The following is a 14,287-nucleotide window of genomic DNA, read 5'->3' as shown; positions in this document are numbered from 1 at the left end:
AAAAACATTGTTTACAATAAAGGAAAGGAGGTCTCTATGAATCATAAACATCTTCAAATGCTTGTTTATACAGCTTTACTATTAGGGATTGGTATGATCCTGCCAGGCATAACGATGGGTATTCCCCATATGGCTTTCGAAATGGCGACCTATGGCCTTATCATCGGTTTACTCTTCGCCCGACTTCGGCCGCAGAGCTTAACAACCATTTATATTTTCAGATCTTTATGACCGCCAGTTTTATCACCAGCATTCCCGCCATTATTCTCCAGCTTATTTTAATTTCCCTTCTCATGGAAGCATTGTGGCATCATCCAATACCAAAAAATAAGGACCCCAAGTGGTCCTTAAATACTTTTATTATAGGTATCCTGATAGGATTTTTTCATATACGCTTTAAAGATGTTATCAACCCCTTCATCTTTGGTAAAGCAGGTGCGCACATCTTGAAATACCATTTTGCCATAGTCTGGACTCTCTTCATAAGCCTTAGCGAGAATCTCATTCCATTTCTTTTCTAAAGCGATCATATCATTATCTTTTTGTAAGTCATGGATCATCCCATAGGCAAAATAGCCAGCATAAGCAATATTGCGGGCACTTTCATCATACTTACTTAATATATTAAAGACATCTTCTTTTGTGTAATGTCTTGGTAAAAGCAATCCATGATCGCTAAAGACATCATCGATTCGTTTGCGGTAAGCCGAAACATAGCGCGTTTTAAAAAGCGAATGCGACGCTTCCATCGCTTCAATAGCCCGGACATCACGGCCAAGTAAAAACATTTCACAAAAATCATCCGCATTGAGTTCTTTCATGACTGGAATATACATCGTTTCCCCTTCTTTCCTTTTTATTCTAACCTAGTTTTCCCACTATGTCGATATCTAATCAAATTAAAATATTGAGAAGATGCGAGATCGGTTACAAAAAAGATAAAATATGATAGAATAAAGATAGTTGAAAGGAGGCATTCTTATGCAATTTGGCGAATTAACGAAAAACTTACTTTTAATGGGGATTGGGGCTGCAGCCACAACCGCTGAAAAAAGCAGAGAAATCGTCGATGATTTAGTGAAGAAAGGTGAAATCACCATCGATCAGGGCAAGGTGCTCAATGAAGAGCTCAAGAGTAAAGCCACTGACAAGGTCAGCGAAAGCATGCTTAAACGCGTTGACAAAATGTCAAAAGAACAGCGTGATGCTTTACGTGCAAAACTGAAAGAAATGGATCAGGACGAAGAAGCTGACAAGGCTGACGTCGATCAGTAGTATGGCAAAAGACGCAAAAGAAACCCATTCTTCAAGACGTCTGAGCGAGATTTTATCAATCTTACAAAAACATCATATCATCCGTGGGCTGACCCCCGTCAAACTCCGCGAGATCTTAGAGGATCTCGGTCCTACGTATGTGAAGTTTGGACAAATTATGTCCATGCGCAGCGACATGCTGCCAAGCAGCTACACGAAGGAATTAGAAAAGCTTCGGACGGATGTCAGCCCAATGGATTTTACGACGGTCAAAGCGTCCATTGAAGAAGAGCTCGGGATGCCGCTCAAAGATGTCTTCGCATCCATCAACGAGAAACCGCTCGGCAGCGCTTCGATTGCCCAGGTCCATGAAGCAACCTTAGTCACCGGCGAAGAAGTGGTCATTAAAATCCAGCGTCCTCATATCTATGAGATTATGGAGGCGGATATTAAATTATTAAGACGGGCCTGCGGCATGTTAAAAATCGCCGGGCAGACCGGTAACCTCTTGGATTTCAAGGGAGTCGTCGATGAACTTTGGCGCACTTCACAGCTAGAAATGGACTTCATTAAAGAAGCGGAAAATATTGATAAGTTTACATCCTTCAACAAAGACATCAAATATATCATGTGTCCGATCGTCTTCCATCAGTTTACAACCAGAAAAATGTTAGTGATGACCAATTTAGGCGGTTATCAGATTGATCAGAAGCAGTTTTTAACTGAAGAAGGCTACGATATGGATGAAATTGCGACCAAAGCCGCGGAAAACTATGTCAAGCAGATCCTTGATGATGGCTTCTTTCATGCGGATCCTCACCCTGGCAATATCCATGTTTTTCAAGGTAAGATTGCCTGGATTGATTTTGGCATGATGGGCACCTTAACCGCTGATACGCAGCGCATTATTTCCAAAGCGGTGTATGCGGTCGTGGATGATGATATTTATGATTTGGAGGAAGCTTTCCTTTTACTGGTCAAGCCAGAACAGGAAATCAATCAGACCCAGCTGATTCATCAGCTTGATATGATTGTCGAAAAATATAAGGAAACCAACTTCTCTGATTTCAATTTAGGACCCCTGATTGAAGGCTGTCTGACGATTATTAAGACGAATAAAATTCAGGTCCCTGCGGATCTCACCTTATTGGCCCGTTCGATGATTACCATGGAAGGGACTTTAGGGAAAGTCAGTGATCACGTGAACCTGTTAGAAATCCTCGCTAATCATATGCGACATAAGATCCAAAGCGAATTAGATCTTAAAACGCAAATGATGCAATGGGCCCAGGTCCTCTATACCAACGTCCGCAAAGGAGCTGCCATTCCTTCAATGAGCGCTGATGTGCTCAAGCAATTGAAAAATGGCCATCTGACCCTGCATGTTTCACAGGATCCGGACATGAAGACCTTACGTGAACAAAGACGTAATAATCACAACTTAACTTTAGCGATTATTATTGGTGTCTTATATTTAAGCGGCTCGCTGATGACAATCAGCGAAATACCGAAAATGCTTTATGGCATGCCCTTTATTTCCTGGGTGGAGTATTTGGTAGGTACGGTGTTATTAGTCCGCTTACTCTTAGATTTAACCAAACATGTATAAAAGTCTCGCAAATGCGAGACTTTTTCATTAGCGTTCACAAAGCCAGTAAGCAATTGAGCAAGGTAATAATTCTGAGCCGCCGCCAAAGTCATGGACTTTACCGGTAATTAAATCATCAGCGAGGCCGCAGCGGGCATTAAAGTGTGCGGTATAAGGCTGATCATCAATATTGATTGCCACAATAATCCGTTCGTCTTCATTTTCTCGTTCAAAAACCCACTGACGATTGGTTAAGATCAAGGTTTTAAAAGCGCCTTTACGCAAGACTGGATGCTCATTACGGGCTGCAATCATATGTTTGATGAGTCTGGTTAAATCATTAGGACTTGGGGCATCTAACGCCGGACGCAGGACATCATCGCTTTGACCAGGTACTTTCTTGCCTTCAAGGCCCCACTCTGAGCCATAGTAGAGACATGGAATCCCTGGCAGGGCCAGCATTAATCCGTAGGCAATCTTAATCTTTTTTGAATCAGTTAAAGTTGAGGCAATACGTGAAACATCATGGTTATCGACAAAGGTCCATAATGTTTTATCCTTATACATTTCCTGAACATTACGTTTTAAAGTATGGGCTATTTCAAACAGATTCAGGGAGTTGAGTGAGGACCAGATCCCTTTATAGCCGGGATAATCAGTGATCGCATTTAAATGTCCTTCGGTGAACATAAAGCCGGCATTATCCCCTAAGACTTCTCCTAACATAAAAAAATCAGGCTTTAAGGAGCGGGCAAAGTCAGAGATTTTCGCCATAAACCATCTTGGCAGTAAGTAGGAAACATCAAGACGAATGCCATCGATATTAAAATGTTCAATCCAGAAACGAATACTATCCATAATGTATTTCTGCACTTCTTCGTTATCCAGATTCAATTTTACAAGTTCATAATGGCCTTCCCAGCCTTCATACCAGAAGCCATCATCATAATCAGAGTTGCCATTGAAATCAATGCGGAACCAATCTTTATAACGGCTTCTTTCACGATTTAAGATGACATCCTGAAAAGCAAAGAAGCCTCGGCCGACATGATTGAAAACCCCATCGACAACCACGCGAATGTGATGATGATGAAGCGTTTTAACCACTTTAATGAAATCTTCATTAGTCCCTAAACGTTCATCTAAGCGCTGATAATCTCGGGTATCATAGCCATGGGTATCACTTGAAAACAGCGGATTGAAGTAAATCCCGCCAATCCCTAATTGTTTTAAATAATCAATCCAGTCAAGCACTTTTAAAATCCGGTGTTCATGGACAATACCATCATTTTCTTTGGTATTCGCCCCTACCATATTTAATGTGTACATCTGATAAAATACTGTATCGTTATACCACATAAGATAACCTCCTTCAGTTACCCTCATTATATCAAATCTTCTTATTTTCACAAGTTAAAAACATTAATTATTTAGCTTTATTTTTACTATTGAAAGATATTTTTGTGTTTTTAGTAATTTAAAAAGGGATTTTAATTTCCCTTTTAAATAGTTATGAAACTTGTGGCAATCATTGTTATGCCGATCAAGATTAATGGGATCATCCCATCAATATAACTCTTCAGATCCGATAACTGATAGTAATACAAATAAGCCGCTAAAGAAAGAATGCCGATCACAATGATCAAAAGCATCATCAAGAGGGTTAAGGTATAAGAAATATGATTAAGGCCATAAAGGACATTGAGATAATTGATTTGTAAAACACACCAGCCGACAATGAGAATGAGTTCGGTTGTAATCGGTCTTTTCAAGACAAAACCACTCACTAACATGAGCGTTAAATAAACGATCACGCCAATGCCTATTAATGGTAATCCGCCAATCAGTGATCTTGATAAAGTCAGTGAAGACATCGCCTTGAGCTCAATATAGCCCCCAACTAGGCCAATGGCCCCCGCAAAACAAATAATCGGCGCGGTTAATAATGGAGGCAATTTGTGATGAGGCATAAAGGCTAATATCCACCACAGTAAATAAAAAGCAACGCAGATGATTAATAAGATATTGCCATGTAATAAATCTTTCAAGCAACTCATCTCCTTAAATAGCGCTGACCATATTTTTGATCCCCGCTTTTCGTATAAGCAAGCTCTACAAAAGGACCTGGAATCAGGCCGCTTTGATTACAGTAGTTACGGAAATACTTTAACAGCTCGGCTAAATGGCGCTCACTGCAGCGACATTTTTTCGCCAGATAAGGAATCTCCCCTTTTTGCCAGCGTTGCAAATCCTGACGGGAAAGTAAATCTAAATCATAAAGTAAGATCTCAAAAGCAGCTTCGCCATCAAAAGTTAATTGGTTGTTAATGGACTGTTTGATTTTCTTTTCTAATATTTTATTCATTATTTTTCACCGTTTTCATTATAATATAGATCAAAAGAAAAACAAGGTATCAAAACACCTTGTCTTTTACGCTTTCTTACGATTTCTCTGAGCTTTTCTCTTCGCATATTTCTTTTTTAAGATATGCCGTCTGATATTTCTGAAAACCACCCAGAAAACAGCTAAGCCACAGATCACATAAATGCCAATGTAGATGGCGTATTTCTGCTTCGAAAATGCCACCTCACTGCCAGAATAAATCGTCGCTTTCGCTAACGTCTGGCCCTTGGCAGAGACTCTTAAGATCCCTAGTTTCTGTCCTTTTTTTAAGGGCGCTTCAATGGTTGACTTACCGGTAAATGTCGTTTTTAAGCTGCTTTCATCAAAAGAGGAATCAACTAAGATCTTATAGCTTTCTGACATTTTATATGTATAAGTATCAACGACCCCAAAATGGATTTTAAAAGTTTTCACTTTTTGTCCTCGTGAATAAAGCGTTAAGCTTTTATAGTGATCCACGAGATCCTTAATTAACGTATTGTGATCGACAAGCGCGCAGGCTAAGGTGACTTTTTTAGGGCCAAAGGCAGTTGGAATACCCTTTCCGGTCACGGTCGCAATCAAGTGACCATGAACCATGGCTAAAGAGCCTAAACAGTACATTGCATCTTTGGTATAACCGCTTTTTGCACCCATAATCGCCGGATTGGCCACGATATGCTGATGAATGCGCATCCGCGTTAAGGTACTCATCCATAACTGGTTCCCGCCTTTGGGACGATAATACGCATTGGACGCATTTTTACTCGTAAAGACTGAGCGCCAAGTCGCATTCGTATAAGCCTTAGCCATCAGTTTCGCAATATCCACGCAGGTTGTATAATGCGTTTTATCAGGTAACCCGGTCGAAGTATTGAAATGGGTATTTTTCATACCGATCCGTTTCGCATCTTTGTTCATTTCTTTGACGAAGGCTGCTTCGCTGCCGCAAAGGCTGCGGGCTAAGGCCCAGCAGGCATCCGCGCCAGAAGGATACATCGCCCCATAAAGCAGATCTTTATAAGTAACCACCTGTTTATTTTTCAAAAAGGCACTGGAAGCATCTAAGGCATACTGATCCTTGATATCCGCATTGGTAATTTTTACTTTCGCATTAAGATTAGTGATCAAGCGGATGGCGGTGTAAACCGTCATCATCTTGGTCATTGAAGCCGGATAAATACGAGCATTGGCCTTTTTATTCATTAACGTCTGACCACTGGTAATATCATACACATAGGCATACTTCGAATAAAGCTTGGCCGAATCTACCGACGCCTGCACTGGTGAAAGTAAGGAGAGGCATAAGAAGAAAGAGAAAACAAATGCACATATAGTTTTTTTCATTTCTATCTCCTAAAAGAGAAAAGGGATACAAGGATCCCCTTCCTGATTGTTATTTGACTGCATCAGCGCAGCGTGGGCATAAACCATCAGCGTTTAATTCTTCTTCGCTGAAGTAGTTACGACAACGTGGACACTGAACACCACCGAATTTTTCGGCTTTGACATAAGCTGTATCATATTCATCAAAACCTTCATGATCAACACTTAAGTCAACTTTTGCGACGATGAAGAATGTTTTCATCATAGCTTTTAAAGCCGATAAGTCTTTGTAGTCATCTTTTAATGAAATCGTGACAGCCGCTTCCATATTTGAACCGATCACTTTATCATTTCTTAACGCTTCTAAGGCTCTCATGACATCATTTCTTAAAGCCATGAAGTTATCAAATTTTGCTTTGATCGCATCCGCATTTTCAATATCAAAAGCTGGTAATTCTTTTTCTAAGAAGATGGAATCTTCTTTGTTTGTATCACAATACCAATGATCATGTAATTCTTCACTGGTGAAGACTAAGATTGGTGAAATGGCCTTCATTAAGACTTTCGCATTGTAATAAAGAGTTGTCTGAATCTGACGTCTTCTTGTCGTATTGAACTTATCACAATATAAAACATCTTTTGTGAAGTCCATATAGAAGGCACTTAATAAGTTCGTGATATAGTTTAAGATCGCCTTGACAGCATCAGCGAAGTTATAAGTTTCCATCGCCTGATGATATTCTGCCATGACATCATTTAATTTAGCTAAGACAAATAAATCCACTTCTTCTAAGTCTTTAAGATCCATGATATCAGTATCTTTGAAATCATTTAAGTTACCAAGTAAGAAACGCATTGTATTACGGATCTTACGATAGTTATCAGAAATGCCTTTTAAGATTTCTTTAGAGATACGGACATCGGACTGATAATCCACAGAAGCGGCCCATAAACGCACGATATCAGCCCCATACTGGTTAATGACTTTAATTGGATCAACGGTATTGCCTAATGATTTAGACATCTTATTGCCTTTACCATCTAAGACGAAGCCATGGGATAAGACTGATTTATAAGGGGCCTGACCATGAACAGCTGTGCCGACGATTAATGAAGAGTTGAACCAGCCACGATACTGATCGGAACCTTCAAAATATAAATCAGCTGGATAACCTAAACCACGTTCGATTAAGACACCAGTATGTGAAGAACCGGAGTCGAACCAGACATCCATGATATCTTTTTCTTTCTTGAAGATACCATTTGGTGAATGTTCATTCGTATACCCTTCTGGTAATAAGTCTTTTTCATCTCTTTCAAACCACACGTTTGAACCATACTGTCTAAATAATTCAGAAATATGATCGAAGACTTCTTTTTCCATGATTGGTGTACCATCTTCACAATAGAAGATTGGGATTGGGACACCCCATGTTCTCTGACGGGAAATACACCAGTCGCCACGGTCACGGATCATGTTATGAATACGGATCTGACCCCATTCATTGATCCAGTGTACTTTATGATCAATTTCATCTAATAATTTATCTCTAATCTTATCGATTGAACAGAACCACTGATCGGTCGCACGGAAGATAATTGGTTTCTTTGTACGCCAGTCATGAGGATAGCTATGGGTGATCCATGTTAAGTTTAATAAGTCACCCTGTTCATCAAGTCGGTTGGTAACAGTCTTATTGGCATCATCAACATACTGACCGGCTAACCATTCGCCGCAGTCATCCATCATACGCCCATGTTCATCGACATTGACATAAACAGGAATGTTATAAGCTTTACAGATATTAAAGTCGTCTTCACCAAAGCCGCTGGCCGTATGGACACAGCCAGTCCCTGATTCAGTCGTGACATGATCACCGCAGATGACTAATGATTCACGATCTGGATAAAGCGGATGCGTACATGTGATGTATTCAGCTTCTTTACCAGTGAAACGCTGGATAATTTCTTTTTCTTTTAAGCCGAAGATTTCCCATAACTGATCCACTAATTCTTCTAAGACAATTAAGTTGCCTTTTTCACTCTTGACAACAGCATAGGTATAATTTGGATTTAAACAGATCGCCTGATCAGCTGGAATGGTCCAAGGGGTAGTTGTCCAGATGACAAAGTATGTATTGTCTTCATTTAAAAGGCCTTTCCCATCTTTCACTTTAAAACGTACATAAATTGTTGGCGCCTTGACATCATGATATTCTACTTCCGCTTCCGCTAAAGCTGATTCTGATGAAGGTGACCAGTAAACTGGTTTTAATCCCTTGAAGATTAAACCATCTAAAGCCATCTTACCGAAAACTTCGATCTGACGCGCTTCAAATTCTTTATGTAAAGTTAAATAAGGATGCTTATAATCAGCGAATGTCCCTACCCGGATACACTGTTCCATCTGCCCAGCGACCTGTTTTAACGCATATTCGTAACATTTTTCTCTAAAGGCAGCGGTAGACATCGATTTACGATCCACCCCAAGTTTCTGAATCGCATTTTCAATTGGTAAACCATGCGTATCCCATCCTGGAATATATGGTGTATGGAAACCTTCCATATTTTTATAACGACAAATGATATCTTTGATGATTTTATTCATCATATGCCCCATATGCATATGTCCATTGGCATATGGAGGGCCATCATGGAAGACAAATTCTTTCTTGCCTTCATTTTGTTTTACAACACGTTCATACATGTTGTCATCCTGCCATCTTTGAACATACTTTGGTTCCTTCGTAGGAAGTTTGCCACGCATTTCAAAATCAGTTTTTGGCATTAATAATGTGCTTTTATAGTCCATTGTTCTCTCCCTTTCTCAAATAAAAAAAGACATCCATTAAAGGACGTCTAGCACGCGGTACCACCTTTATTCACATCTTTCGATGTGCGCTCAAGCTTTAACGCAGCTAACGGCGCTCCCTAACTATTCAGGAGGCTACTCCAGAGCTGATTCGTCAGACTCCTCACTTCACTGTTTCCACCAACCACAGTTTCTCTATAAGTGATCGGAATGACCGGTCTCTTTCTTCGTATTTTCATCTTCATTAATTAAAGCGAAAATTTCAGATTTGTCAATAGTTTCTATTAATTCTTTGCTTAAAGAAACAACTTCCGCTCGGAAAGTTTTCGCATCATCTTTGAAGCCGTTCACTTCTTTATCTAAGCCGCGAACATATTCCATCGATTCTTTCAGAATCAGATTCGCGTTGCGTTTCGCTTTCGTAATTAAATCACTTGCTTCTTTCAAGGCCAAACGGGCAATCTCTTCATTGGCTTTCTCCGTGATTGTCGAACGATTCGCCATGATCGCATTTTCTTCTTTGACGTTATGGAGCTCTTCTTTCAAAGACTCAATTTCCGCTTTCTGCTGGTCAATCTGCGACTCTAAATCTTCAATCGTCTCATCGACTTCTTCAATACTGTAGCCACGAAACGTTTTTGTAAAATTTTCCGCCACTCTTCTCACCTCACAAGTAAAATAATCCTTCCACTATATAGTTACCGGCTTTTGTCGTTCGCGCGGTCACCTGTAATTTCACTCGTCCATGTCGTCTAAACGAGATTATGTCATTATTATTGCACAAATAGTCCGTTTGTTCAATAACTTTATGATTGACTTTCACACTGCCCATGTGAATAGCGTCCATCGCTTTCGCGCGCGATAAGCCAAACATCACGCTAATGAGTTTATCTAAACGCAGACTCGTGGCCACAAATTCCTTTTTCTTAAAATCATTGACGATTGTTAATGAGAAATCATGAGGAATTAAACGAATACTCGAACGTTTGATCTTTTTGAGTGCCATTACGACATAATCGCTATTCTCGGCAGTGATTGCAAAAGCCAATGGCTGCTTGCAGATATCGCCGATGCATGCCCGCTCAATTCCTAAATGCATCAGCGCCCCTAAAACATCTTTATGGGCTAAATGATCAAACTTTTCACTATATCCCACTTCATAAACATGAATCTTAAAATCTTCTGGGACAATCTCATAATAATCCGGGCAGATGATGACGCGCTTATTCTCCGCGCCGACAAAACCGCCCTCTTCATAAATCGCCGCCCGCTGTCCGATGACATCATGAATAATTTCCCGTTTATGAGGATCTAAAAACTTCGTTAAAACCATCTTGCCATTTTCTGCTTGGTTTTGATAATCGAGTATTTTTCTTACGAACGCCTCTTCACCTTTAAAATGTTCTAGCATAAATCACCTAAAAAAGTATGAACAAAGATGCTCATACTTATTTACTTTCTTCATCATCTAAAGAGATATTACCACTGACCCCAATCCCCTTAGGTGTGCATAAGAAAATTTTCGGACCAATCTGCTGGATATCACCATCAATGGCATAAATAACCCCGCTTAAGAAGTCAATAACACGTTTTGACTGTTCTTTCTGTAAGCGATGTAAATTGACTACCGCTGCTTTGCCTGCTTTTAAATAAGCCGCAATGTCCTGAGTTTCAGAATAGCTTCTTGGTTCAAATAAAACCAGTTCATTATTCTTATTCGCATTTAATTTATTGACAACTTCCGTTGTACGATTTGATTTTGCTTTTTCAAAAATATTAGCTTTAGGGGCTTCAGGAGCTGCCGGCGCCTCTTCTTCCGGTGCTTCTTCCTGAGTATCTTCCTCTAAACCATCGAATTCTTCATCGTCATCTTCTTCTTCGAAGAACCATTTTTTAACTTTATCCATTGAAGTGCATCCTCCTTATCACTTTCACATTATAACATTGTTCTTTTGGTTATTCAAATCCTTTGTAGGAATTTTCGAAATATACCTTATTGAGATTCTGGACGGTACAAGGTCCGGTTCTCTAACGCAAAAATACGCTTGCTCGTTTCACCTGGCGCTAAGCCTTCATAAGCCTTATCAAACATCGCCATGCGGGCATCGATATTGTCCACCAAGTACAAAATTTCCGCTTCTTTCACCTGCGGCAGCACCGGTGAGCCAAACTCATTTTTCCCATGATGGGCTAATACTAAATGTTCTAATAAGACCACCTCTTCACCATGATAGCCTAACTGATCCGCTTTTTCTTTGATCATCGTATGACCAATTGAAATATGTCCCAGCAGATTGCCTTCCGCCGTGTAATGCGGCGTAATCGCCCCAGATAATTCTTTTACCTTGCCTAAGTCATGTAAAATCACACCTGCAAAAAGCAAATCATTATTGAGATTGCCATAGACATCAGCAATCCCCTTCGCAATTTTTAACATGCAGTACGTATGATAAAGCAATCCATTGATAAAATCATGATGATTGCGCGTCGCCGCGGGATAACTCATAAAAGAGGCGCGGTGATCATGAATGAGTGACCGGGTAATATCCCGTAAGGCTTTACTTTGCATATTGGAAATCGTATCATTGATTTCCTTCATCATCACTTCAACATCAAGCGGTGCGGAAGGCAAAAACTTCATTCTCTCTTCGTCAGTCACCTCTAATACTTCTAATTTCGCTACTTTCATCTGAATGCTGTCATTATAACTAATGACATCCCCGCTACCTTTGACAACGGCTCCCTGCACGCAGACCTGACAGTCATGATCAGTCGGGCTCCACCATTTGGCATCGATCTCTCCGCTCTGATCTTCTAAAATCAAATTAAGATAGTTCCGTTTATTTTTACCGTTGGTCTTGCCAATTGATACCTGCGATATGATCGCTTCAAATGTCACGCTCATATCGGGCTTCATTTCTTTAATCTTCTCCATCCAGCTCACTTCCTCTTTCTTCTAATTTATTGTTAATGGCTTCATAAGTGAAACCTTTTTGAATCAAAACATGCTTTAATTTATACGTTAATTCCTGACCGTTATATTTCCGGCTTAACCTTTGATACGCTTTGTCAAAAGCCTGATCAAGTAAGGCATCAGAACGCGCTTCATCCATCGAAAAATCGGATGTTGCCATCACTTCTTCAATAATATCATTGCTGTAACCGTGACTGTGCAGTTTTTGCCTGATATTCATCTCTAAGGCCTTCTGCGAGCGATGACGATTTTGATGCACTAACTTCATCGCATAGGCTTTCGCCCCGTTTAAAGCCTCTTGTTGATCAAATTCACTCAGTGCATCCTCAATTGTCTGCGCCTCTACGCCTTCTTTTTTTAAGGTCCTCCGCGCTTTTTCAAAGCCACCTTGATGACGGAGCGTTTTCGCAATCACCTCGTGCGCGTAATTATAGTCATCAATGAGACCCTTTTCCGCTAATAAGTGCACCACTTTGCTGGCTGTCTCTTCCTCATAGCCTTTGTCAATCAAACGCTTAAGCAGCGCCCCTTGGGCATAATCACGATACATCAGCAGTTTTAACGCCGCCTGATAAACCTCATGCAGCTGACTGTCAGCCTTTAAAGCCTGATACGTTTCCTCATCAATGAACATCCCGCTTAACAGCCCATAAGCGCCAATCAGACGGGGCGAAACGCGCAGCTTTTCTTTATGCTTTTGGGCCACGATCGTGAGCAGATAACTCTGATCTTTCTGTTTCTCAATATTTTGTATTTTATAATGTTCCTGCATATCATTCAAAGCTTTCTTATACACCTCAATAATTTTTTCATAAAAGATCGTGCTGGAATGCGCCTTCGCATCAGCCATCGCCTGCTTGGCAATCCGCTCTTTTTGAATGTTGTCTAACTTCATCAATTTGGCCACATATTCATTTTCATCGTGAAAGAAAAAGCCATTCACACCATCTTTAATGACATCTTTCAAATTATCATCATAGCGGGCAAAAACCGGTAAGCCAGAAGCCATCGCTTCAATATAAGTGAGACCCTGGGTTTCCGTCATACTAGCGCTGACAAAAACATCCGCCGCCTGATAATAAGCCGGCACATCGGCGCTTTCTTTCGCTCCGGTAAAAATAACATCCGCTTCTAAACCTAATTCGTGCGTTAAATCCTGCAAGGCTCTTTCATCAGGGCCGCCGCCAACAATCATTAAAACAGCATTACGGCGAATCGGCATAATCTTCTTCATCGCCCGAATCAGAAAATCAATACTTTTTTCCTGAGCGATCCGCCCTAAAAAGAGAATGACAAATTTTCCTTGTAAATGATACTGCGTCTTAATCGCTTGAACACTCTTTTCAAGGGCCGACGTCTTTTGGAAACGTCCTAGGCGTAAGCCAGTCTCAACCACGTTAATATGTTTATCAATACCATAAGAATACAGGCGCGCCGCCGCTTTATCAGAAGGAACAATCAGCTCCTGACAATGACCGCCATACATATGCGATAAGCGTTTGATAAAGCGTCGCGCCACAAAATCTAACGGCTTGACGCCGCCGCTTAGATAATGCGAATAGTCTTCCCACATCGTATGATACGTATAAACAACGGGGACATGTAAATGCCGGCCGACAATCCGGGCAAAGACGCCAATGCCAAATTCCGTCTGAACATGAATAACATCCGGTGCAAAAGCGGTAATGTCTTTCATCGCATGAGAGCTGTAAATCGGCGCCATGCGGTAGCCATACAAATGTTTAAGATCTAAGCCGTTAATCCGGATCACCGGAATCCGGTCTACATAATCACTATCCTTCGGCAGGACTGTCGTTACAATCATCACATCATGGCCATGGGCAATCAGTTCTTCACGTAAGATACTAACCGAGGTAGCCACGCCATTAATATCCGGTAAAAAGGTATCGGTAAAGATCGCGATTTTCATAAGCAGCCTCCTTTGCAAAA

At 40.7% G+C, this 14,287-nt stretch carries 14 protein-coding genes and 1 other annotated feature; of the genes, 3 read left to right on the top strand and 11 right to left on the bottom strand.

Annotated features, from left to right (window positions below):
- Positions 1-36 precede the first annotated feature (36 nt).
- Positions 37-231, top strand: coding sequence for a hypothetical protein (locus SG0102_RS07120; RefSeq protein ID WP_125119305.1), 195 nt, complete (start codon positions 37-39; stop codon positions 229-231).
- A gap of 116 nt (positions 232-347) precedes the next feature.
- On the opposite strand, the gene SG0102_RS07115 is transcribed toward SG0102_RS07120, so the two are convergent.
- The gene (locus SG0102_RS07115; protein ID WP_125119304.1) at positions 348-836 is read right to left on the bottom strand and encodes a hypothetical protein; all 489 of its coding nucleotides are present in this window, start codon (positions 834-836) and stop codon (positions 348-350) included.
- A gap of 145 nt (positions 837-981) precedes the next feature.
- Between SG0102_RS07115 and SG0102_RS07110 the strand changes: the two genes are divergently transcribed.
- The gene (locus tag SG0102_RS07110; RefSeq protein WP_125119303.1) at positions 982-1,275 is read left to right on the top strand and encodes a hypothetical protein; all 294 of its coding nucleotides are present in this window, start codon (positions 982-984) and stop codon (positions 1,273-1,275) included.
- A 1-nt stretch (position 1,276) separates the two neighbouring features.
- Complete coding sequence (locus SG0102_RS07105; RefSeq protein ID WP_125119302.1) at positions 1,277-2,863, top strand: ABC1 kinase family protein; 1,587 nt, start codon at positions 1,277-1,279, stop codon at positions 2,861-2,863.
- Between the two features lie 27 nt (positions 2,864-2,890).
- On the opposite strand, the gene SG0102_RS07100 is transcribed toward SG0102_RS07105, so the two are convergent.
- The 10 genes from SG0102_RS07100 to SG0102_RS07055 all read right to left on the bottom strand — a co-directional run bounded on the left by SG0102_RS07100 (position 2,891) and on the right by SG0102_RS07055 (position 14,267).
- Positions 2,891-4,201, bottom strand: coding sequence for an alpha-amylase family glycosyl hydrolase (locus tag SG0102_RS07100; protein WP_125119301.1), 1,311 nt, complete (start codon positions 4,199-4,201; stop codon positions 2,891-2,893).
- Between the two features lie 143 nt (positions 4,202-4,344).
- The gene (locus tag SG0102_RS07095; RefSeq protein WP_125119300.1) at positions 4,345-4,890 is read right to left on the bottom strand and encodes a hypothetical protein; all 546 of its coding nucleotides are present in this window, start codon (positions 4,888-4,890) and stop codon (positions 4,345-4,347) included.
- Between the two features lie 5 nt (positions 4,891-4,895).
- A complete protein-coding gene (locus tag SG0102_RS07090; RefSeq protein WP_125119299.1) occupies positions 4,896-5,207 on the bottom strand; it encodes a hypothetical protein in 312 nt (103 codons plus the stop codon).
- A 66-nt stretch (positions 5,208-5,273) separates the two neighbouring features.
- Positions 5,274-6,572 carry a D-alanyl-D-alanine carboxypeptidase family protein gene (locus SG0102_RS07085; protein WP_125119298.1) on the bottom strand — a complete coding sequence of 433 codons (1,299 nt, stop codon included), beginning with the start codon at positions 6,570-6,572 and terminating at the stop codon, positions 5,274-5,276.
- A gap of 49 nt (positions 6,573-6,621) precedes the next feature.
- Entirely contained in the window at positions 6,622-9,363 is a 2,742-nt protein-coding gene (ileS, locus tag SG0102_RS07080) for an isoleucine--tRNA ligase (RefSeq protein WP_125119297.1), read from the bottom strand.
- A 36-nt stretch (positions 9,364-9,399) separates the two neighbouring features.
- Positions 9,400-9,600, bottom strand: a binding site (T-box leader).
- Positions 9,559-10,020: a DivIVA domain-containing protein gene (locus SG0102_RS07075; protein WP_125119296.1), complete on the bottom strand. Its 462-nt coding sequence runs from the start codon at positions 10,018-10,020 to the stop codon at positions 9,559-9,561. Its footprint overlaps the feature before it by 42 nt.
- 10 nt (positions 10,021-10,030) lie before the next feature.
- Entirely contained in the window at positions 10,031-10,774 is a 744-nt protein-coding gene (locus SG0102_RS07070; RefSeq protein WP_125119295.1) for a YlmH family RNA-binding protein, read from the bottom strand.
- A gap of 37 nt (positions 10,775-10,811) precedes the next feature.
- A complete protein-coding gene (locus tag SG0102_RS07065; RefSeq protein WP_125119294.1) occupies positions 10,812-11,270 on the bottom strand; it encodes a cell division protein SepF in 459 nt (152 codons plus the stop codon).
- Positions 11,271-11,356: 86 nt separating this feature from the next.
- Positions 11,357-12,298, bottom strand: coding sequence for a 3'-5' exoribonuclease YhaM family protein (locus tag SG0102_RS07060; RefSeq protein ID WP_125119293.1), 942 nt, complete (start codon positions 12,296-12,298; stop codon positions 11,357-11,359).
- Entirely contained in the window at positions 12,285-14,267 is a 1,983-nt protein-coding gene (locus SG0102_RS07055; protein WP_125119292.1) for a glycosyltransferase, read from the bottom strand. Before SG0102_RS07055 ends, SG0102_RS07060 begins: the two co-directional genes overlap by 14 nt.
- Between the last annotated feature and the right edge of the window lie 20 nt (positions 14,268-14,287).

Origin of the sequence: Intestinibaculum porci (genome assembly GCF_003925875.1) — a bacterium.
Lineage (GTDB): Bacteria > Bacillota_I > Bacilli_A > Erysipelotrichales > Coprobacillaceae > Intestinibaculum > Intestinibaculum porci.
The sequence above is the reverse complement of the archived record's forward strand: the minus strand, read 5'-3'. Positions and strand labels throughout refer to the sequence as shown.

Excerpts from the sequence above, each read along its gene's own strand:
- SG0102_RS07120 (WP_125119305.1), top strand. The coding sequence starts at position 37 with ATGAATCATAAACATCTTCAAATGCTTGTTTATACAGCTTTACTATTA.
- SG0102_RS07115 (WP_125119304.1), bottom strand. The coding sequence starts at position 836 with ATGTATATTCCAGTCATGAAAGAACTCAATGCGGATGATTTTTGTGAA.
- SG0102_RS07110 (WP_125119303.1), top strand. The coding sequence starts at position 982 with ATGCAATTTGGCGAATTAACGAAAAACTTACTTTTAATGGGGATTGGG.
- SG0102_RS07105 (WP_125119302.1), top strand. The coding sequence starts at position 1,277 with ATGGCAAAAGACGCAAAAGAAACCCATTCTTCAAGACGTCTGAGCGAG.
- SG0102_RS07100 (WP_125119301.1), bottom strand. The coding sequence starts at position 4,201 with ATGTGGTATAACGATACAGTATTTTATCAGATGTACACATTAAATATG.
- SG0102_RS07090 (WP_125119299.1), bottom strand. The coding sequence starts at position 5,207 with ATGAATAAAATATTAGAAAAGAAAATCAAACAGTCCATTAACAACCAA.
- SG0102_RS07085 (WP_125119298.1), bottom strand. The coding sequence starts at position 6,572 with ATGAAAAAAACTATATGTGCATTTGTTTTCTCTTTCTTCTTATGCCTC.
- ileS (WP_125119297.1), bottom strand. The coding sequence starts at position 9,363 with ATGGACTATAAAAGCACATTATTAATGCCAAAAACTGATTTTGAAATG.
- SG0102_RS07070 (WP_125119295.1), bottom strand. The coding sequence starts at position 10,774 with ATGCTAGAACATTTTAAAGGTGAAGAGGCGTTCGTAAGAAAAATACTC.
- SG0102_RS07065 (WP_125119294.1), bottom strand. The coding sequence starts at position 11,270 with ATGGATAAAGTTAAAAAATGGTTCTTCGAAGAAGAAGATGACGATGAA.
- SG0102_RS07060 (WP_125119293.1), bottom strand. The coding sequence starts at position 12,298 with ATGGAGAAGATTAAAGAAATGAAGCCCGATATGAGCGTGACATTTGAA.
- SG0102_RS07055 (WP_125119292.1), bottom strand. The coding sequence starts at position 14,267 with ATGAAAATCGCGATCTTTACCGATACCTTTTTACCGGATATTAATGGC.